The 19,169-nt window shown below is 67.9% G+C and carries 20 protein-coding genes and 4 tRNA genes; 19 read left to right on the top strand and 5 right to left on the bottom strand.

What is annotated here, in order from left to right; genetic code table 11:
- From ACIRG5_RS34465 to ACIRG5_RS34395, 15 genes are all read left to right on the top strand, one after another.
- Complete coding sequence (locus ACIRG5_RS34465) at positions 1-702, top strand: helix-turn-helix transcriptional regulator (RefSeq protein WP_402912696.1); 702 nt, start codon at positions 1-3, stop codon at positions 700-702.
- Entirely contained in the window at positions 699-2,153 is a 1,455-nt protein-coding gene (gene sufB / locus ACIRG5_RS34460; protein WP_402912694.1) for a Fe-S cluster assembly protein SufB, read from the top strand. The genes ACIRG5_RS34465 and sufB overlap by 4 nt, the downstream gene beginning before the upstream one ends.
- A gap of 1 nt (position 2,154) precedes the next feature.
- On the top strand, positions 2,155-3,312 hold the full coding sequence (gene sufD, locus ACIRG5_RS34455) for a Fe-S cluster assembly protein SufD (RefSeq protein ID WP_402912691.1): 1,158 nt from the start codon (positions 2,155-2,157) through the stop codon (positions 3,310-3,312).
- Positions 3,309-3,623, top strand: coding sequence for a non-heme iron oxygenase ferredoxin subunit (locus ACIRG5_RS34450; RefSeq protein WP_330274114.1), 315 nt, complete (start codon positions 3,309-3,311; stop codon positions 3,621-3,623). Before sufD ends, ACIRG5_RS34450 begins: the two co-directional genes overlap by 4 nt.
- Positions 3,624-3,676: 53 nt before the next feature.
- Positions 3,677-4,450 carry a Fe-S cluster assembly ATPase SufC gene (sufC, locus tag ACIRG5_RS34445; RefSeq protein WP_402912688.1) on the top strand — a complete coding sequence of 258 codons (774 nt, stop codon included), beginning with the start codon at positions 3,677-3,679 and terminating at the stop codon, positions 4,448-4,450.
- Positions 4,451-4,476: 26 nt separating this feature from the next.
- Entirely contained in the window at positions 4,477-5,754 is a 1,278-nt protein-coding gene (locus ACIRG5_RS34440; protein WP_402912686.1) for a cysteine desulfurase, read from the top strand.
- A complete protein-coding gene (gene sufU / locus ACIRG5_RS34435; protein WP_402912683.1) occupies positions 5,754-6,194 on the top strand; it encodes a Fe-S cluster assembly sulfur transfer protein SufU in 441 nt (146 codons plus the stop codon). The genes ACIRG5_RS34440 and sufU overlap by 1 nt, the downstream gene beginning before the upstream one ends.
- A complete protein-coding gene (locus ACIRG5_RS34430; protein WP_093601376.1) occupies positions 6,191-6,577 on the top strand; it encodes a metal-sulfur cluster assembly factor in 387 nt (128 codons plus the stop codon). The genes sufU and ACIRG5_RS34430 overlap by 4 nt, the downstream gene beginning before the upstream one ends.
- 271 nt (positions 6,578-6,848) lie before the next feature.
- Positions 6,849-7,376: a hypothetical protein gene (locus tag ACIRG5_RS34425; protein ID WP_402912680.1), complete on the top strand. Its 528-nt coding sequence runs from the start codon at positions 6,849-6,851 to the stop codon at positions 7,374-7,376.
- A gap of 412 nt (positions 7,377-7,788) precedes the next feature.
- A tRNA-Gly gene (locus ACIRG5_RS34420) sits at positions 7,789-7,861 on the top strand.
- A gap of 244 nt (positions 7,862-8,105) precedes the next feature.
- Positions 8,106-8,178 (top strand) — tRNA-Leu (locus ACIRG5_RS34415).
- An 88-nt stretch (positions 8,179-8,266) separates the two neighbouring features.
- Positions 8,267-8,344, top strand: a tRNA-Ile gene (locus tag ACIRG5_RS34410).
- 1 nt (position 8,345) lies between these two features.
- Positions 8,346-8,419, top strand: a tRNA-Val gene (locus tag ACIRG5_RS34405).
- Between the two features lie 87 nt (positions 8,420-8,506).
- Positions 8,507-9,331: a DUF72 domain-containing protein gene (locus ACIRG5_RS34400; protein ID WP_402913321.1), complete on the top strand. Its 825-nt coding sequence runs from the start codon at positions 8,507-8,509 to the stop codon at positions 9,329-9,331.
- 16 nt (positions 9,332-9,347) lie between these two features.
- Complete coding sequence (locus ACIRG5_RS34395) at positions 9,348-9,800, top strand: NUDIX domain-containing protein (RefSeq protein ID WP_402912677.1); 453 nt, start codon at positions 9,348-9,350, stop codon at positions 9,798-9,800.
- Here ACIRG5_RS34395 and ACIRG5_RS34390 read toward each other — a convergent pair.
- On the bottom strand, positions 9,797-10,207 hold the full coding sequence (locus tag ACIRG5_RS34390) for a CBS domain-containing protein (RefSeq protein WP_330274120.1): 411 nt from the start codon (positions 10,205-10,207) through the stop codon (positions 9,797-9,799). The genes ACIRG5_RS34395 and ACIRG5_RS34390 overlap by 4 nt on opposite strands.
- Positions 10,208-10,364: 157 nt before the next feature.
- Here ACIRG5_RS34390 and ACIRG5_RS34385 point away from each other — a divergent pair, with 157 nt between their 5' ends.
- The 3 genes from ACIRG5_RS34385 to ACIRG5_RS34375 are packed head-to-tail and all read left to right on the top strand — an operon-like array spanning position 10,365 to position 13,548.
- On the top strand, positions 10,365-11,642 hold the full coding sequence (locus ACIRG5_RS34385; RefSeq protein WP_402912674.1) for a prenyltransferase/squalene oxidase repeat-containing protein: 1,278 nt from the start codon (positions 10,365-10,367) through the stop codon (positions 11,640-11,642).
- On the top strand, positions 11,639-12,730 hold the full coding sequence (locus ACIRG5_RS34380) for a cytochrome P450 (RefSeq protein ID WP_402912671.1): 1,092 nt from the start codon (positions 11,639-11,641) through the stop codon (positions 12,728-12,730). Before ACIRG5_RS34385 ends, ACIRG5_RS34380 begins: the two co-directional genes overlap by 4 nt.
- Complete coding sequence (locus ACIRG5_RS34375) at positions 12,718-13,548, top strand: UbiA prenyltransferase family protein (protein ID WP_402912668.1); 831 nt, start codon at positions 12,718-12,720, stop codon at positions 13,546-13,548. The genes ACIRG5_RS34380 and ACIRG5_RS34375 overlap by 13 nt, the downstream gene beginning before the upstream one ends.
- Here ACIRG5_RS34375 and ACIRG5_RS34370 read toward each other — a convergent pair.
- From ACIRG5_RS34370 to ACIRG5_RS34355, 4 genes are all read right to left on the bottom strand, one after another.
- Entirely contained in the window at positions 13,545-14,345 is an 801-nt protein-coding gene (locus tag ACIRG5_RS34370) for an SAM-dependent methyltransferase (RefSeq protein WP_402912665.1), read from the bottom strand. The two genes, ACIRG5_RS34375 and ACIRG5_RS34370, sit on opposite strands and share 4 nt — an antisense overlap.
- Positions 14,346-14,416: 71 nt before the next feature.
- Positions 14,417-15,553, bottom strand: a complete 1,137-nt coding sequence (locus tag ACIRG5_RS34365; protein ID WP_402912663.1) for a glutamate--cysteine ligase — start codon at positions 15,551-15,553, stop codon at positions 14,417-14,419.
- An 82-nt stretch (positions 15,554-15,635) separates the two neighbouring features.
- On the bottom strand, positions 15,636-17,312 hold the full coding sequence (locus tag ACIRG5_RS34360) for a GGDEF domain-containing protein (protein ID WP_402912660.1): 1,677 nt from the start codon (positions 17,310-17,312) through the stop codon (positions 15,636-15,638).
- A 120-nt stretch (positions 17,313-17,432) separates the two neighbouring features.
- Positions 17,433-18,398 (bottom strand): lycopene cyclase family protein, encoded by a 966-nt coding sequence (locus ACIRG5_RS34355; RefSeq protein WP_402912657.1) that lies wholly within the window; start codon positions 18,396-18,398, stop codon positions 17,433-17,435.
- Between ACIRG5_RS34355 and ACIRG5_RS34350 the strand changes: the two genes are divergently transcribed.
- Positions 18,397-18,867, top strand: coding sequence for a nitroreductase family deazaflavin-dependent oxidoreductase (locus ACIRG5_RS34350; protein WP_402912654.1), 471 nt, complete (start codon positions 18,397-18,399; stop codon positions 18,865-18,867). The two genes, ACIRG5_RS34355 and ACIRG5_RS34350, sit on opposite strands and share 2 nt — an antisense overlap.
- The last annotated feature ends 302 nt before the right edge of the window (positions 18,868-19,169 follow it).

Below are 19,169 nucleotides of genomic sequence, written 5' to 3'. Positions count from 1 at the left end.
GTGAAAAACGCCGAGACCCACCTTGACGCCGTGCCGCAGCACGACGGCAGGACTCGGCGTGCGGTCGCCAGGCTCCTTTTGGAGCAGGGCCCGGTCACCGCGGCGGGTATCGCCGAGGAGCTGGGCATCAGTCCCACGGCCGTGCGTCGTCACATCGACGCGCTGCTCGCGGACGGTGAGGCCACGACGAGGGACGCACCGCGGCAGACCCAACGTGGCCGTGGACGCCCCGCGAAGCTGTTCCTCCTGACAGACGCCGGACGCGCCCGGTTCGGCCACGCCTACGACGACCTCGCGGTCGCCGCCCTCAGGTTTCTCGCCCAGACGGGTGGGGAAGAGGCAGTGCGCGCCTTTGCGCAAAGTCGTGTCGACGCACTCGTGGACGGTCACCGCTCGACGATCGTGGCCCAGGCCACGCCCGCCGAACGGGCCAAGGCCCTTGCGACCGCGTTGACCAGGGAGGGTTACGCTGCGGCGGCGCGAAATGTGGGTACGGGCGAGCAGTTGTGCCAGCACCACTGCCCGGTCGCCCACGTTGCCGCCGAGTTCCCCCAGCTGTGCGAGACCGAGACGGAGACGTTCGCGAACCTCCTCGGTACCCACGTGCAGCGCCTCGCGACGATCGCCCGCGGCCACGCCGTGTGCACGACGCACATCCCGAACGTTCCACGGATCCCAGATGATGGAGGGGAGCCCGCATGACTGCCGCTGCCGAGCAGCGCACGCCCACCACGGTGCAGTCTCCGCTCACGCAGGAAGAGACGATTGCGTCTCTCGGCAACTACGAGTTCGGCTGGGCCGACTCGGACACTGCCGGCGCGAGCGCACGCCGAGGCCTCAGCGAGGATGTCGTCCGCGACATCTCGGCGAAGAAGAGCGAGCCCGAGTGGATGCTCGAGTACCGGTTGAAGGCGCTGAAGCTCTTCGACCTCAAGCCGATGCCGAGCTGGGGCGCTGACCTCTCTGGGATCGACTTCGACTCGATCAAGTACTTCGTGCGTTCGACCGAGAAGCAGGCCACCTCGTGGGAGGACCTGCCAGAGGACATCAAGAACACCTACGACCGCCTGGGCATCCCGGAGGCCGAGAAGCAGCGCCTCGTCGCCGGTGTCGCCGCCCAGTACGAGTCCGAGGTCGTCTACCACCAGATCCGCGAGGACCTGGAGCAGCAGGGTGTCCTCTTCCTCGACACCGACACCGCTCTGAAGGAGCAGCCGGAGCTCTTCAAGGAGTACTTCGGCTCCGTCATCCCCGCGGGTGACAACAAGTTCTCGGCGCTCAACGCCGCGACGTGGTCCGGCGGCTCGTTCATCTACGTGCCGAAGGGCGTGCACGTGGACATCCCGCTGCAGGCCTACTTCCGGATCAACACCGAGAACATGGGTCAGTTCGAGCGCACGCTGATCATCGTCGACGAGGGTGCCTACGTGCACTACGTCGAGGGTTGCACCGCGCCGATCTACTCCTCGGACTCGCTGCACTCGGCCGTCGTCGAGATCATCGTGAAGAAGGGCGGCCGCTGCCGCTACACGACGATCCAGAACTGGTCGAACAACGTCTACAACCTGGTCACCAAGCGCGCCAAGGCCGAAGAGGGCGCGACCATGGAGTGGGTCGACGGCAACATCGGCTCCAAGGTGACCATGAAGTACCCGGCCGTCTTCCTGATGGGCGAGCACGCCAAGGGCGAGGTCCTCTCGATCGCGTTCGCGGGCGAGGGCCAGCACCAGGACGCCGGCGCCAAGATGGTCCACATGGCACCGCACACCTCTTCGACGATCATCTCGAAGTCGGTGGCGCGGGGCGGTGGCCGCACGTCGTACCGCGGCCTGGTCCAGGTCAACAAGCGGGCGCACCACTCGAAGTCCACGGTGAAGTGCGACGCGCTGCTGGTCGACACCATCAGCCGCTCGGACACCTACCCGTACGTCGACGTCCGCGAGGACGACGTGCAGATGGGTCACGAGGCCACGGTCTCGAAGGTCTCCGAGGACCAGCTGTTCTACCTGATGTCGCGCGGCCTGAACGAGGACGAGGCCATGGCGATGATCGTGCGCGGGTTCGTCGAGCCCATCGCGCGCGAGCTCCCCATGGAGTACGCCCTCGAGCTGAACCGCCTGATCGAACTGCAGATGGAAGGGGCCGTCGGCTGACATGGCCGCCCTGTCTACGAAACCTCACTCCCACGGAGCTGTCGTTCCGGTCGCCTCGCGCGCAGCGCACTTCACGTCTTACGACGTCGACGCGTTCGAGGTCCCGGGCGGCCGTGAGGAGATCTGGCGCTTCACGCCTCTCAAGCGTCTTGCCGGTCTGCACTCCGGCGCTGCGGCAACGGGTTCCGCTGCCGTCGAGGTGAACGCCGCCGAAGGTGTCACCGTCGAGACCGTGGGTCGTGACGACTCACGGCTCGGCACCGCCGGCACTCCCGGTGACCGCGTCGCGGCGCAGGCGTACTCGTCGTTCGAGAACGCCACGATCGTGACGCTGCCCGGTGACGTGAAGTCCGAGCCGACCACCGTCACGGTGACCGGCGCGGGCGTCGGCGCGGTCGCCTACGGCCACCTCCAGGTCAAGGCGTCGCAGTTCGCCGAAGGCACCGTGATCCTGGACTTCCGCGGTTCCGGCGCGTACGCGGACAACGTCGAGTTCCTCGTCGCGGACGGCGCTCACCTCACGGTGATCACCATCCACGACTGGGCCGACGACGCCGTGCACGTCTCGCAGCACCACGTGAAGCTCGGTCGCGACGCGACCATCAAGCACACCGTGGTCACGCTCGGCGGCGACGTCGTGCGCGTGACGCCGGTCGTGCAGTACGCGGGTCGCGGTGGCGACGCGGAGCTGTTCGGTCTGTACTTCGCGGACGCGGGCCAGCACCAGGAGCACCGGCCGTTCATCGACCACGCGCAGGCGAAGTGCCGCAGCAACGTCGTCTACAAGGGCGCGTTGCAGGGCGACGGAGCGCACACCGTGTGGATCGGCGACGTGCTGATCCGCGCGGCGGCCGAGGGCACCGAGACGTTCGAGCTGAACCGGAACCTGATCCTGACCGACGGCGCGCGTGCCGACTCGGTGCCGAACCTGGAGATCGAGACCGGCGAGATCGAGGGCGCGGGCCACGCCAGCGCCACCGGCCGGTTCGACGACGAGCAGCTGTTCTACCTGCAGGCGCGCGGCATCCCGGAGGACCAGGCGCGACGTCTCGTCGTGCGCGGCTTCTTCCAGGAGCTGATCGCGAAGATCGCCGTCCCCGAGGTGCGCGAGCGCCTCGAGGCCGCCATCGAGGCAGAGCTCGAGGCGGTCGGCACGTGATCAAGGTGTGTGCGCTGTCCTCGTTGGACGACCGCAAGCCGTTCGCCGCCAGCGTCGACGACGTCGATGTCGTGCTGGTGCGCGACGGCGAGCGGGTGCACGCACTCGCGGATCTGTGCTCGCACGCCGCGGTGTCGCTGAGCGAGGGTGAGGTCTCCCGCAAGGGGATCGAGTGCTGGTTGCACGGGTCGTGCTTCGACCTGGCGACCGGCCAGCCCTCCTCGCCGCCCGCCAGCGAACCGGTCGACGTCTACGCCGTCGACATCCGTGACGGAGACGTCTTCGTCGATGTCACCGTCACCACGAACTGACTGACTTCTAGCCCAGCGCTAGTTTTCTAAGGCAACCAGGAGAACGGCAAGTCATGGCCACCCTTGAGATCAAGGACCTGCACGTCTCGGTCGTCAGCGAGGACGCTCCCAAGGAGATCCTCAAGGGCGTCGACCTGACGATCAAGGCCGGCGAGACGCACGCCATCATGGGCCCCAACGGCTCCGGCAAGTCCACGCTGTCCTACGCGATCGCCGGTCACCCGAAGTACACGGTCACCTCGGGCACCGTCACGCTCGACGGTGAGGACGTCCTCGAGATGTCCGTCGACGAGCGCGCCCGCGCGGGCCTCTTCCTCGCCATGCAGTACCCGGTCGAGGTCCCCGGCGTCTCGATGTCGAACTTCCTGCGCACCGCCGCCACCGCCGTCCGCGGTGAGGCCCCGAACCTCCGCCACTGGGTGAAGGAGGTCAAGGGCGCGATGGCCGACCTCGACATCGACCCGGCGTTCGCCGAGCGTTCGGTGAACGAGGGCTTCTCCGGCGGTGAGAAGAAGCGCCACGAGATCCTCCAGCTGGGCCTGCTCCAGCCGAAGATCGCGATCCTCGACGAGACCGACTCCGGCCTCGACGTCGACGCCCTGCGCGTCGTGTCCGAGGGCGTCAACCGGTACAAGGCCTCCGGTGAGGTCGGCGTCATGCTGATCACGCACTACACCCGGATCCTCAAGTACATCCAGCCGGACTTCGTGCACGTCTTCGCGAACGGCCGCATCGTCGAGTCCGGTGGCCGCGAGCTGGCCGACGTGCTCGAGTCCGAGGGTTACGTGAAGTACACGGGTTCCAAGGAAGCCGCAGCCCTTTCCTAGCGTTGAAGGTGTTGAGAGGAGGCGCTGTGACCACCACCGCAGCACCACTGGACGTAGCCGCTCTCCGAGCGGACTTCCCGATCCTGTCTCGCACCGTTCGTGACGGGAAGCGCCTGGTCTACCTGGACTCCGGCGCCACCTCGCAACGCCCGACGCAGGTTCTGGACGCGGAACGCGCGTTCCTGGAACAGCACAACGCCGCTGTCCACAGGGGCGCCCACCAGCTGGCCGAGGAAGCGACCGACGAGTACGAGGGTGCGCGCCAGCGCATCGCGGACTTCGTCGGCGCCTCGTTCGACGAGCTGGTGTTCACCAAGAACGCCACCGAGGGCTTCAACCTCGTGGCGTACGCGATGGGCAACGCCGCGACCTCGGGTCCCGAGGCCGCGCGCTTCGTCGTGGGCCCCGGCGACGAGATCGTCGTGACCGAGATGGAGCACCACGCGAACCTCGTTCCGTGGCAGCAGCTCGCTTCCCGGACCGGCGCGACGCTGAAGTGGTTCGAGCTGACCCAGGACGGTCGTCTCGACCTGTCCGATGTGGACAGCGTGATCACGCCGCGCACCAAGGTCGTGGCGTTCACGCACCAGTCGAACGTGACCGGCGTGATCAACCCGGTCTCGGTGCTCGTCGCGGCCGCGCGGAAGGTCGGCGCGCTGACCGTGCTGGACGCGTGCCAGTCCGTTCCGCACAGCCCGGTCGACTTCCGCAAGCTGGGCGTCGACTTCGCGTCGTTCTCCGGTCACAAGATGCTCGGCCCGTCCGGCATCGGTGTCCTCTATGGACGTCGTGAACTGCTGGAGGCGTTGCCTCCCTTCATCACCGGCGGCTCGATGATCGAGCTCGTCAAGATGGAGGGCTCGACGTTCGCACCGCCGCCGCAGCGCTTCGAGGCCGGTTCGCCGATGACGTCCCAGGCCGTCGGCCTGGGCGCCGCGGTGGACTACCTGAGCGTCGTCGGCATGGAGCGGATCAACGCTCACGAGCACGCGCTCACCGTTGCCGCGCTGGAAGGTCTTTCGGGCATCAAGGGTGTCCGCCTGATCGGCCCGCGGGACGCGGTCGACCGGGGCGGCGCCGTGCCGTTCGAGATCGAGGGCGTCCACCCGCACGACGCCGGCCAGGTGCTCGACAGCCTGGGCATCGCCGTCCGCGTGGGCCACCACTGCGCGTGGCCGCTGCACCGCTGCCTGAACGCCCAGTCGTCGGTGCGCGCGACGTTCTACCTGTACAACACGCTGGACGAGGTCGACGCACTGGTCGACGGCGTCCGCGAGGCGCAGAAGTTCTTCGGGGTGGCCTGATGCAGCTCCAGCAGATGTACCAGGAGATCATCCTGGACCACTACAAGAACCCGCACGGCCGTGGCCTGCGCGACCCGTTCGACGCGGAGTCGTTCCAGGTCAACCCGACCTGCGGCGACGAGGTGACGCTCCGGGTCCGCGTCGTCGACGACGTGGTCGAGGACGTCTCCTACGACGGCCAGGGCTGCTCGATCAGCCAGGCCTCGACGTCGGTGTTGACGGACCTCGTCGTGGGTAAGCCCGTGGGTGAGGCGTTCAAGAAGCTGGACGCGTTCGTCGAACTCATGCAGGGCCGCGGCAAGGTGGAGCCGGACGAGGACGTCCTCGAAGACGGCATCGCCTTCGCCGGAGTCGCGAAGTACCCGGCACGCGTGAAGTGCGCGTTGCTGGGCTGGATGGCCTTCAAAGACGCAGTAGCACGAAGCCAGGGAGCAGCATGAGCACCGAAGAAGTCGTCCGGGGAGCCGAAGGCATGCCGGTCTTCGAGCCCAAAGCTGATGTCGCCGCGCTCGACGACCTCGAAGAGGCGATGCGCGACGTCGTGGACCCGGAACTCGGCATCAACGTCGTGGACCTAGGCCTCGTCTACGACATCCACGTCGACGAGAAGAACGTCGCCACGATCGACATGACGCTCACGTCGGCGGCCTGCCCGCTGACCGACGTCATCGAGGACCAGACCCGTGCCGCCCTCACCGGCGGCGGCAGTGGTGGCCTCGTGGCTGACTTCCGCATCAACTGGGTGTGGATGCCGCCGTGGGGCCCGGAGAAGATCACCGACGACGGCCGCGAGCAGCTGCGCGCGCTGGGCTTCACCGTCTGATCGGTTCGCTTGCGACGGCGCGCACCCCGCGGGGTGCGCGCCGTTTTGCTTTGTCCAAGCGGTTACGCCGAAAGCGCTAGTGACGATCCTGGGTACACCTGGAATGGTTGACGACGTCAGTTGGCCTGGGGGGCTTCCGGTTTCACGCCTTCATTTCCGAAGGCTTATTCTCGCGTGCCCTCCGTGCCGTCACCGCACCTGGGGGAGACGAATCGTGCAGGTAGGGACCCGTGCAGCTGTCTATTTGATGACAATTCTTGCGTTTGTCGGAGTGTTGACCGCACCCGCGAACGCGGACACCGAGAAGCCACCTCCAGGAATCAGCGCCGAAGCGTGGCGAACCCGGCCCCACTTCCCGATCTTCAGCGCCGCGGCCGGTCCCAAGGTCTGCTTCGCCGGGTACGTGCAGGACTACGGCTGGCAAGCCGCGGACTGCAACGACGACGGGGACTGGGCCGAGGCGGGCACCGTGGGTGCGAGCCTGCGACTCGAAGCCATCCTGATCATCGCTTACAACACCGGCGGCAGGACGTGTGCCCAGGCGCACAGCAAGGACATCGGGTGGGGAGCCTTCCCCTGCGAGGACGACGGGCGGGAGTTCGCGGTCGGCACGACCGAACAGAGCCGCCAGATGGAAGCGTTCAGGTTCCGCCACACCACTCGGTCGAGCTGCAACAACGCGCACGGCCAGAACTACGGGTGGCAGATCTACGGCTGCGTCGGTGCTGACCAGTACAGGATGGCGGGTACCACCGGCCAGTCGCTGCGCCTCGAGGCCGCGACGGCCACCATCCTGTGATGCGTTGACCATGACGCGGAGGGGCCGCTCGAAAGGGCGGTTCCTCCGCTGAGGGATCCACCATCTGGAACACCGCGAGAAGCTTGAATAAATGCGTTGCGAGCACGTCCAGCGCTCACATAGCTTGATCCCATCACGAACGACAGAGATCAACCGGAGGAAGACATGCTTGCCAACGCACAGCTCGCGGGATGGCGAATTCTCGCCCTCATCGCCGGCGGTCTGCTGGCGGTGGCGTGGGGCTCCACGCCATGACCTGATCCCCAGGTCATGACCTCGGAGCCGCCCACGGGAAACCCTGGGCGGTTTTCTTTTTTCTTGCGCCAATGCCGATGAGCTTTGGAAGCGGAACGGATTCCAAACCCGTTTCCCGAGGGTTCGACTCCTTCCATCGGTGCTGCTCGAAAACAATGCGGTCGTGGTGAACTCGGCGGACACGTCGGTCTTCCAAACCGAAGAAGAGGGTTCGATGCCCTCCGACCGCTCGCTTCACGTGGATCCAGCGGCGCGACCCAGCCCGTTGGCGGGGAATTCACGCTCAGCAGGGCGCCTCGCGGCGCCGCCCCCACGCCCCCGTACAACCAGTACGAGGGCGTGGGGGCGACACCCCGAGACACCCGTCTGACCGCGAATTACCCCGGCAACGTTCTGGGCCACGCCGCTGCCCAACTGGTAGAGGCACATGGTTGAGGGCCATGACAGTCAGGGTTCGACTCCCTGGATCCGCACGCCCCGGTAGCCCAACGGAAGAGGCAACGCGCTCAGAACGCGTCCAGTGCAGGTTCGAATCCTGCCCGCGGCACTGCACAACTGAATCGGGGGACGCGCCGGCGCGCAGGTGATCCTTGCAAGATCGCCCTGGAGGGTTCGACACCCTCGTCTTCCACTTGCGTCCCGTAGCTCAGTCCGGTGAGAGCGTCCGTCTGATACGCGGTTGGTCCCAGGTTCAAATCCTGGCGGGACGACCACCGTCCGGTAGCTCAGGGGAGAGCATCTGCCTTACAAGCAGAGGGTCCCAGGTTCGAAACCTGGCCGGACGACCACAAGATCGCGCACAACCGGTGAAGTAAATTGGACCCACGACCAACGGGGAGTGGGTGGGAGTGGCACGTCTTCACGTCGGCTGCGCGATGTGGAACCACAAGGCGTGGCCCGGACGGTTCCTGCCACAGCCCTCGCCGCCGAAGGAGCGTCTGCGGGCATACGCGGGCTGGTGCAACGCGGTCGAGGGCAACACCACCTTCTACGCGACTCCTGCCAGGGCCACCGTGGAAACGTGGGCGCGGCAGACCGATCCCGGTTTCCGGTTCGTGGTGAAACTGCCGAAGGTCGTCACGCACGAGCGCAGGTTCGCCGGGGTCGAGGTGGAGATGCGGGCGTTCCTGGACGCGATCGAACCCCTCGGCGAACGTGCCGTGCTGTGGACGCAGTTGCCCGCGTCGTTCGGCCCGCTCGACGTCGACGCTCTCGGCCGGTTCCTGCGCAGGCTGCCCGCCGATCTCCGGCGCACGGTGGAGGTGCGTCACCTCGATTTCTTCACCGATGCTCGTTCGGCCTCGCTGCTCGAGGGAACGCTCGACGACGCGCGCGCCGAGTGGATGACGTTCGACACCGAGGTCCTCTTCCAGAGTCCGCCGACCAGCGAGGGCGAAGCGGAGGCGTGGGCCAGGAAGCCGAGGATGCCGAGGCGGACGCGTGCGCTGACCGATCGGCCGGTCGTCCGCTACCTGGGCCGGGACTCCGTCGAGGAGACGGTGCGGGGATGGCAGCCGTGGGCCGAGGTGGTCGCGAACTGGCTCCGCGAGGGCCTCTCGCCAACGTTCTTCGTGCACACCCCGGGCAACGACGACGCACCCGCTCTGGCCCGTCGCTTCCACGACGACGTGCGCGCGCTGGTTCCCGGACTCGATCCACTGCCCGAGCCGGAACCGGTCGAGCCCGCGACCCTGTTCTGATCCGTACAAAGGAACTGTGGATCACAGCAGCAGAGCGATCTCCGCGGCGGGCGCTCTCTTCTTCGACGACGCCGGTCGCCTTCTGCTCGTCGAACCGACCTACAAGCCGCACTGGGAGATCCCGGGCGGGGTGATCGAGCACGGCGAGACTCCGAGCGAGGCCTGTCGCCGCGAGGTAGCGGAAGAACTGGGCCTGGTCAGGGAACCCGGCAGGCTTCTCGTGGTCGACTGGGCACCCCAGGGCGACCAGGACCGCGTCCTGTTCGTGTTCGAGGGCGGCCTGCTCACCGCCGACGACCACATCCGCCTCCAGGCGGAGGAGCTCGGGCAGTACGAGTTCGTGACCCCGGACGAGGCAGGCAGGCGCCTGATCCCGAGACTCGCGCGCCGCGTCGCCGAAGCGCTGCGAGCCAGGGAATCAGGCGAGACCCGCTACCTGGAGCACGGCGTGGGCAGGTCGGACGGCTAGGCGTAGACCCGTTCGACGAACGACGCCAGCTCGTGCTCGGGCAGGTGCCGGGCGAGGTCCGCCTCCGACACCATGCCGACGAGCCGGTGGTCGTCGATCACCGGCACCCGCCGGATCTGGTTGTCCTCCATGGTCCGCAGCACCTGCGCCAGCGAGTCCGAGGCGTTGACCCAGTGGACGTGGCACCCGAACTCGCCGACCTTCGTCGCCGCCAGGTCGAGGCCGCCGGCCACGGCCCTGATCACGATGTCGCGGTCGGTGATGATCCCGTGCAGCCGGTCGTCCTTGCCGCAGATGGGCAGGGATCCGACGTCGAGGTCCCGCATCATGCGGGCGGCCTCGACGAGGTTCGCGTCCTCGTCCACGCACTGCACTCCGGGGTGCATGATCTCGCGCGCTGTCGTCACGACCTCCTCCTTCCGGCCTTGTGTCACGAGCATCCGCCCACCCACATCACTCCGCAGATCAGTCCGCTGAACGGACTAAACCCTTGCCTGCCCAACGGCCCAGAGTGCTACTCTGAGTGTTCCTAGGGTGACGCAGTTGCTATCTCCGGGGGCCGCGATGAGGCTGTTGGCGCGACTGACCGACGATCCCTGGGGCGGCCTTTCACCGTCCGTGTACGAGACGGGCAGACTCGTCGCGCTCGCGCCGTGGCTGCGGGGGCACGAGGCCCGGATCCGGTACCTCCTCGACACCCAGCACGCCGACGGCACGTGGGGCGGTCCCGGCGAATACGCGCTGGTCCCGACCCTGAGTGCGGTCGACGCGCTGAAGAAGCACCCGGCGGCGCGCAGAGGTCTCGAAGCGTTGCGCAAGCTGCTCAGCCGCCCGGTGAAGTTGCCCGACACGGTCGCCGTCGAGCTCATCGTGCCCGCGCTCGCCGAACGGCTCGGCCTGCGCACGCCGCTCGACCCGCGCTCGTTGCACGCGCTCAGGAACCGCCCGCTGCCGGACAAGCTCTGGCACACCCTGGAGATCTTCGGCCCACGTCCCGAGGTTGTCGCGGTCGACGGCATCGTCGCCGCCAGCCCGGCCGCGACCGCGGTCCAGTTGCGGGGCCCGGTGCCGGGGGATGGCCTCGACTACTTGGAGGCCGTCCAAGAACGGCACGGAGGTCCCGTCCCCGCCGGAGTCCCGGTGCCGCTGTTCGAACGCTCCTGGATCATCGTCGCCCTCAAATCCGCGGGCCTGGACGTCCCCGATCCGATGGTCGAGCAGCTCCACGCCGCGTTCGGCACACAGGGCGCGGCAGGCGGACCGGGACTCCCGGCCGACGCCGACGACACGGCCACCGCGCTGCACGCCCTCGCGCTGTGCGACAGCCCCGGTCCGGCGGACACCCTCGACCACTACCGGGAAGCCCGCCACTTCGCCTGCTTCCCGGACGAGCGCACCCCGTCGACCAGCACGAACGCCCACGCGCTCCAGGCGATCGGCCACGACCGGGAACTGGAGGAGTGGTTGCGGGACATGCAGGAACCGGAGGGCAACTGGCGCGACAAGTGGCACGCCTCGCCCTACTACGCCACCGCGTGCGTCACGAACGCCCTGCAAGGCAACGAAAAGGCCGTCGACTGGGTCCTCGGCACCCAGCACGCCGACGGTTCGTGGGGCCGCTGGGAAGGCACCTACGAGGAGACCGCCTACGCCATCCGAACCCTGTCGCACTCACGGCGAGACGTCAGCGGAGCGGTGAGCCGCGGTGCGAAGTTCCTGCACGAGTGGGGAGACCGCGAGCACCCGCCGTTGTGGCACGACAAAGACCTTTACACCCCAACGAGAATCGTGCGGGCGGAAGGCCTGGCCGCACTCCACCTCGCCTGCGCGGTGCGCCGATGAACCGGACGGAGCTGAGGTTCACGCTGCGGTTGATCCCGTTCCTCGACTCGGTGGAGAGCGTCGAGGACGGCCTGGTCAGGCTCCGGGACCGGCGCTGGCTCGTCTGGCATCCGGACGTCATGGCCGCGCTCTTCCGCAACGACCGCGCGTTGCGGCACCCGCCGAGCCGCACGCTGAGCCCGTTGCTGGGCAACCGATCCGTGCTGTGGCTCGACGGCGCCGAGCACACCGCGTACCGCCGCACGCTCGCCCCGATGCTGCGCGGCGCCCGGTATCAGGAGCTGATCGAGGAGATGGCCGCCCGCTCGATCGCCGAACTGCCGAGCGGCCCGACCGGTGTGTCCGCGTGGACCAGGAAACTCACTTTGAGGATCATGGGCCGCGTCGTCTTCGGCCGGGACGACGACGAGCTGCTGACCGCGTTCACCCGCTGGCTGGACCGGCGCCTCGGCAGCCGCGCCCGCACTCTCGCGCACCGCTACCTGACCCCCGGCGCCACGAGGTCCGACCCGGACCTCGACGCGATGCTGTCGCACCGCGCCCGAACCGCCGAACCTCCGGCGCTGGCCGCGTTCCTGCCACGCGAAGACCTACGTGATCAGGTCGTCTCACTCCTGTTCGCGGGCCACGAGACCACCGCGAGCGCCATCGCCTGGACGTTGTACTGGATCAGCCGGACACCGGGTCTCGCCGGCGAACTCGACGACGACCTGCTCGACGCCACGATCAGGGAATCGCTCCGGTTGTCCCCGCCCGCCGCGCTCGCCGGCAACCGGATGAGCGACGAGGGCATGGTGATCACCCCGAGCATCTACCTGGCGCACCGCCGGGCCGCGTCGTACGAGAACCCGCACGTCTTCGACCCTGCTCGCAAGCCACCGCCGCCCGGCGCGTTCTTCCCGTTCGGCGGGGGAGTGCGGCACTGCCCCGGCAAGGACCTGGCGCTGCTGGAGATCCGCCTGATCGTCCGGGCGTTGCTGGCGCACAGGCAGGTCCAGCTCAGTTCCCCGACCAGCACACCCCAGCTGCGGGGCGCCGCGATGGCGCCGCCGCCGGACCTCGCGATGGTGGTCACTTGCCGGCGTTGACCCACCTCCACCGCCTGGAACACCCCTTCGGCACGCACTACGCGTGCGCCGCCGCCTGGGGTGCCTGCTACGCGACGAGATTCGACCTCGCCGTGGTGATCGCGGTGCTCGCCAACTTCGTCGCGATCGTCTCCGGCAACCCGCTCAACGCCTACGCCGACGTCCGCAACGACATCCACACCGCGGACAAACGCCATCTGGCCCAGGCGGTGCGGGAGATCGGCGCGCGGAAGGTCCTCGCGCTGGCGATCTTCGAGATGATCTTCGCGCTCGCACTGGCGGTCGCCGTGTCGTGGAAGGTCGCCGCCGGCGTCGGGCTGATCCTGGTGCTGTACCTGGCGTACAACCTCGAGCCGATCAGGTTGAAGCGGCGTGGATATTCCGGTCCGGTGGTGCTGGCGATCGCCGCAGGGCTGCTGCCGAGCGTGACGGCCTATTCGGCGGCCGGGGGACAGGCGGATCCGGCGGTGTGGCTCGTGTTCTCCGGTGTCGCGGCGCTGGCGACGGGGCGGGCGCTGTGGTGGGCCGTCCCCGACCGCGCCGGCGACGCCCGTGTCGGGTCACGCACCCCGGCCGTCCTGTACGGCACTCGTCACGCCGTCAACGCGACCACCCAGCTGACCGTGGGCGGGTTGCTGCTGGTCGGCGGTGGGCTGTGGTTCCGGTTCGGGCCGTTCTGGGCTGCGGTCGGTGTCGTCGCGTGCTCGGCGTTCCTGCTCGCGCGAGACCTGCCGACAGCGCGTCAGCAACTGCGTTACGGCATGTCGATGGCCGTCACGTCGACGATCGTGCTGGCCGCGATCCCCTTGCTGGCCTAAGCCTTGCGCGCGAGGCCGCCGGATCCGTGGAAGTTCTCCGGGTTGCGGTCCTGTATCTCGCCGGGATCCGGTTCCCACAAGGGGATCGGCACCACGCCCGGCGCCAGGACCTCCATGCCGTCGAAGAACCGCACGACCTGCTCCGGATAGCGGAACGTGAAGGCGGGCAACGGCTGATCCCCGTACATGGCACCGAAAAGTCCCACCGCGGCCAGCATGAACGGATCGCGGCACGTGTGCGAGAGCCCGAGGTAGCTGCCGGGCGCCAGCGCGTTCAGGTACTTGGCCAGCACCTTGTACGGCTCGGCGTCGTCCGGGACGAAGTGCAGCACGTCCAGCACGAGCACCGCGATCGGCTCTGACAGGTCGAGCGTCGAGCGGATCTCCTGCGACTCCAGCACCTTCTCCGGATCGCACAGGTCCGCGCACAGGTACGACACGCGCGGCTCGTCCGCGACGATCTCCCGGCCCTCGGCCGCCACCGCCGGGTCGACGTCCACGTACACCACGCGCGCGTCGGGCGCGACGAGGTGCACGTTGCCGGCCGTGGGCAGGCCGGAGCCGAGGTCGATGAACTGCCGCACGCCGAGCGCCGTCAGTCGCCTGACGACCCTGCCCAGGAACGAGCGGTGCGTGCGGCACAGGTAGGGCAGGTGCGGTGCCGCGGACACGAGGTGCGCCGCCAGTTCCTGGTCGGCCTCGGTGTTGCGGGTGCCGCCGAGCCAGTAGTCCCTGACCCGCGCGGTGTTGGGACGCTCCGGGCCGTTCACTCCCGGCGCCCAGATGGGGGTGGCCACGGAGATTAACTACCGGTTCGAGGCTTGGAGGTGACCCAAGTCAACCCGAGATTTACCCAATCGAGTGAACGTCAGACCGGCGCGGTCTGCGCGACCAGGAATCTCACCACGTCGTCCCGCCGCCCACGGCGCGCGAACGCCCTTCGCTGCCTCACCGCGCCCGTGCCGTCGAGCAGCAACCGGTCGATCCCGGTGGTCACCATCTCGTAGTCACCGGAGAACTCCAGCGCCGGCCGGATCCACCGCACCAGCGACGCGACGATCGACGACGCCGGCGTGGGCGCGCCGGTGACCGGGTCGATGCCGAAGCCCTCCAGGCCGTCGCGCGCGGCACGCCACATCGCGACCTTCAGCAGATGCGGCGGCGGCGTCACGGGCGGAGCACCGGAACTCAGTGCGGTGGCGGCGATCCCGCGCACCAGAGCGGCCATCAGCACCGCCTCCTCGACCGTCGGCGCGACGTCGGAGACCCGCAGTTCAAGCGTGGGGTGACGGGCGGAGAGCCTGATGTCCCAGTAGAGCATCCCGGCGTCCATCGCCGCGCCGCTCGCGACGATCTCCTCCCGTGCCGTGAAGTACTCGGCCGCGGAACCGAAGTGCGGCGGCGCACCCGAAGTAGGCCAACGGTTCCAGACCACGTACCGCCAGCTCGCGTACCCCGTGTCGCCGTCGAGCCAGTACGGCGAGTTCGCGCCCAGCGCGAGGATGGTCGGCAGCCACGGCCGCAGGTGGTTGCTCACGAAGATCTTCGACTCGTCGTCGGGCAGCCCGATGTGCACGTGACAGCCGCAGATCGCGAGGTCGTTGGTGAGCGCCCCCATCTCCTGCGCCATCCGGTGGTAGCGCGGGGAGTTCGTGAGCGGCGTCGGCATCGTGAGGCCCAGCACGGGCGTTCCAGTGGCGGCCAGCCTCGCGTCGTGGTGCGCGGCCCGTTCGATCAACGCCCGGCGTGCCACCGCGAGTTCGTCGCGCAGGACGCTCATGTCCGTGCAGATGCCGCTGGCCGATTCCACCTGATACTGCGCGATTTCCGGCTGCAGATCGACGTCGAACCGGTCGGCACCGGCAAGCACTTCCTTGGCACGATTGGCCAAATGGCCCGTGGAAGCCTCCACGAGAACGAATTCTTCTTCCACACCAACGGTGAGGAGGCCGTCCGAGCTCGTGCGTTGCGCGGGTACCGCTTGAGTTCTGCTGCCGACGTGCACGCCGAACCTCCAGTGCGCTGAGTAGCAATACCGATGCTATGAGTGATCAGCGCGCCGCACAGGAGGCGTTTGGTTGTACTTGTCAACTCACCGCGCGTTGCGCGACACCACGCAGCACGTCACGTCGTTCCGTGCCCGGCCGGCCCATGACCCAGCTGGACCCCGCAAGCGACTTCGCGTGCTCCTTCACCGGTGCCAGCAACCGCGACACCTCTCGATACGACCCCACTGATCCCGGGGCACAGATAAGAGTCGCAAGAGAGAGGGTGACGTGTCGTCCTTCTGCCGTGTACTGCTTGTCGAGCAATCGAGCACTCAGCGGCACCGTTTCGTCGAGCCCGGCCAGCAGGAGGAAGTCGTCGCCGCCGACGTGCCCGACCTGCACGCCGTGGAACGCGTGCGCGAGGTCCGCCAGGGCGTGCCCGATCTCGCGGATCAGGTCGTCCCCGGCCGCGAACCCGACCGTGTCGTTGACCAGCTTGAAGCCGTCGACGTCCAACCAGGAGATCGCGAAGATCTCACCGGCCTCGATGCGCTCGTCGACGTTCTTCGCGATCGCGTCACTGCCGGGAAGGCGCGTCAGCGGGCTCAACGCGGCCGCCTGCTCCACCTTGAGTTCCGCGACACCGCGCACAACGTCCGCCACGCGCACAACGCCCATGCACCGCTCGTTGTGGTCCACGACGATGAGGTCGTCGTTGGTGCGCTCACGGTTCGCACCCGCCACCACGTCCAACAGGTCAAGTGCGGACGACTCGGTTCCTATGACGTGCGGCTTGTCCGCGAGCCGTGCGGCCTCCCTCTTGGCGTGCAGGGCGTGGCCGTACGGACCGGTCACCGCGAGCAGGAACCGGTTGCGGTCCACCGACCACTTGGGGCGACCCTCGTCGTCGATCAGAACGACACCCGTGACCGACGGCTGCGACGCCAGGACCTCACGCACCTCTTCACTGGTCGCGTGCTCGTGCAGCGTCGTCGCCGGGTGCAGGAACGCCGTGATCCGGGGACCCGTGGTGCTGCGCCGGATCTCGCCGGTCTCCGTGACCGACTCGGGCGCGATGCGGGCGTTCACCGCCGGTCGCCGCTGCGGGGGCGCGAGGAGCTTGCCCTGCGCGTACCCCACCCCCAGCTTGCGCAGGTAGGTCAGCTCCGCCTCGGTCTCCACGCCCTCGGCCACGACCTGACCGCCCGTGTACTCGCCCAGGTGCACCAGCGACTTCACCAGCGCGCCCCGCGCGGCGTCGCCGGGCAGCGTGCGGACGATCTCGCGGTCGAGCTTGACGTAGTCCGGCGAGGCACTCGTCAGCAGGCCCAGCGGCACGTCGCCCTCGCCCACGCAGTCGAGCGCGATGCGGAAACCGTTGTTCCGCAGCGTTTGCATGCCACGGGCGAGGCGCGCGCGATTGGCGCGTGAGTACGGTTCGCCGATCTCGATGACGATGCTGTCCGGCGACCGTCCCGCGTCCCGCAGAGCACCGTAGAGAGGGCTCATCACCTCGGGCTTGTCCGCGATCGTGATCGCGAGCAGGTTGACGTGCAACGGCAGCATCAGGTCGAAGTCGGCCGCGGACCGGATGGCGCGGCAGGCGAGTCCGACGTCGGCGTTGGTCAGCAGGCCCGCCCGGAAGGCGGCCTGGAGCAGATCCTGCACGCTGCCGTCGTGCGGCCGGGCCAGAGCCTCGATCGCGACGACGCCCCCGGTGTTCAGGTTGAACAGCGGCTGGAAGGCGAACCTGACGTCATCCAGCAAGGCGGGCACACCCCCGATCGTGCCGGTGCGAACGACCGGCACCAAGCGGGTTCACCAGCTGTTCACGAGCTTGGCGACGATTTGCCACACCGGGGCTGCGTTCGGTGACACGGCGTTCACGCTGGGAATTCAGCGCGGGAGTTTCCACCTGAGATGGCTTGGAGCCGTGCGGAACAACGCGAGCATGGCGGCTGCAGTTCCTTTGACGTCCTCACGGCCGGACAGGTACGCACGCTGATGCTCCGGTTCGAGCCGGAAGAACACCTCGAAGAAGTCCAGCGTCTCGTCCGGGCCGAGGCGGAGAAGCGCTTCAAGGCCCCTCAGGCGCATCGCGTGCACGATGCGCGCCTTCGTCGGCCAGATGACGTGCTTGGGGTCCTCGTTCGCCTTGATCGCCGCGGCGACCAGCGGCGCGAGTCGCAGTGAGGTGGCGACGCTGTAGCCGGTGGCGGGGTGGGTGAAGCCGGCCGCGGCGCCGAACGCGTTGCCCGCCGCCCTCGGTGCGTCCAAGGGGAAGCGCACGCGTTCCTCTTCTTCACCTGGGGCGAGGCGAGCGTGCAGGCGTTCGCGGAGTTCCGGCAACGGCTTGGCGGGCCTGCCCGCCAAGCAGGTCTCCTCCACCAACAGCCGATTACCGCCCAGTGGGACCGTGTAGAGGAACGTGTCGCCGTTGCCGCGCCAGTCCATCAGCGTGGTCTCGGTGCTGTCCGACTCGATGACCGTGCCTACTGCCGTTTGTTCGGCACGGCCCTTGCGCGCGCCTGTCGCGTTGAACGTGTAGCGCGCCGGCTCCGGCCGTTGGAGTACTTCGATCGTGTCGGGCAGTTCGTGGAGTTCGGCGTTGTCCAGGATCACGTAGGTGCGCTGAATCTGGTGCTCCTCGCGCGCGTACGCGCGGACAACGGTGCTCACCGACCTGGTCGGTGTCTTGGGCGGGAGCTCGTCGGCCCACGCGCCGTACGTCGCCGTCCAAGGACGGTGCGGACGGCGGTCGACTATCGCCGTGTGAAGACCTTCGTGCTCGCAAGCGCGTGCGAGCGCACGGCCTGCCGGACCTCCGCCAATCACCACCACGTCGAACGTCACGAGGTCCATGATTGACCTTGTGGCCAAGACCTACCGCCAGCACCTCGTCCGTCGCGTCGGCAACGTCGTCATCAGTCGTGCTGTCTCTCTCGGCATCGCGCCCTCCTACTACGTGCTGCTGACCATCCGCGGCCGGCGCAGTGGTGCGGAGCGGACGATTCCCATTCGCCTGATGCAGTACGACGACCAGGAGTGGCTCGTCGCGCCGTACGGCGTTCGCGACTGGGTGCACAACGCACGGGCGGCTGGTTCCGCAGTCCTGCGAAGGGGACGTAGGTCACGTCAAGTCGTTTTGAACGAGGTTTCCGCAGCCGTCGCGGCGCCCGTGCTGGCCGCGTACGTGCGGAAGGAGCCGGTGACTAGGCCTTTCTTCGAAGCGCGGGTCGGTGACCCCGTCTCGGCGTTCGAGGCCGAGGCCGACCGCCATCCGGTCTTCGTGGTGACGAACGCGCAGGTCAGTGGCGGTGCGGGCGCTTAGGTGACCCCCCGATTTGGAGATCGAAAGTGCCCCGTGTAATGTTCTCCAAGTCAGAGCGACACGGGCCGGGAAACAAGCCGGAACGGGCCTGACAAAAAAGCCGGAAGACAAAGAGCCTCTAAGAGGCCGATTTGACACTGGCTCGCAAGACCAAATAAGCTTCAGCAACACAAGCCCCGGAAGTAAGTCAGCGAAAAGCTGATGTGACTGCGGTGTGCGCGTGTTCTTTGAGAACTCAACAGCGTGCCGAAACACAGCCAGTAATATATGAATTACCTCCTCGTCGAGGTAGTTCCTTTGAG

The organism is Lentzea sp. NPDC102401 (assembly GCF_044765805.1).
Classification (GTDB): domain Bacteria; phylum Actinomycetota; class Actinomycetes; order Mycobacteriales; family Pseudonocardiaceae; genus Lentzea; species Lentzea sokolovensis.
The sequence above is the reverse complement of the archived record's forward strand: the minus strand, read 5'-3'. Positions and strand labels throughout refer to the sequence as shown.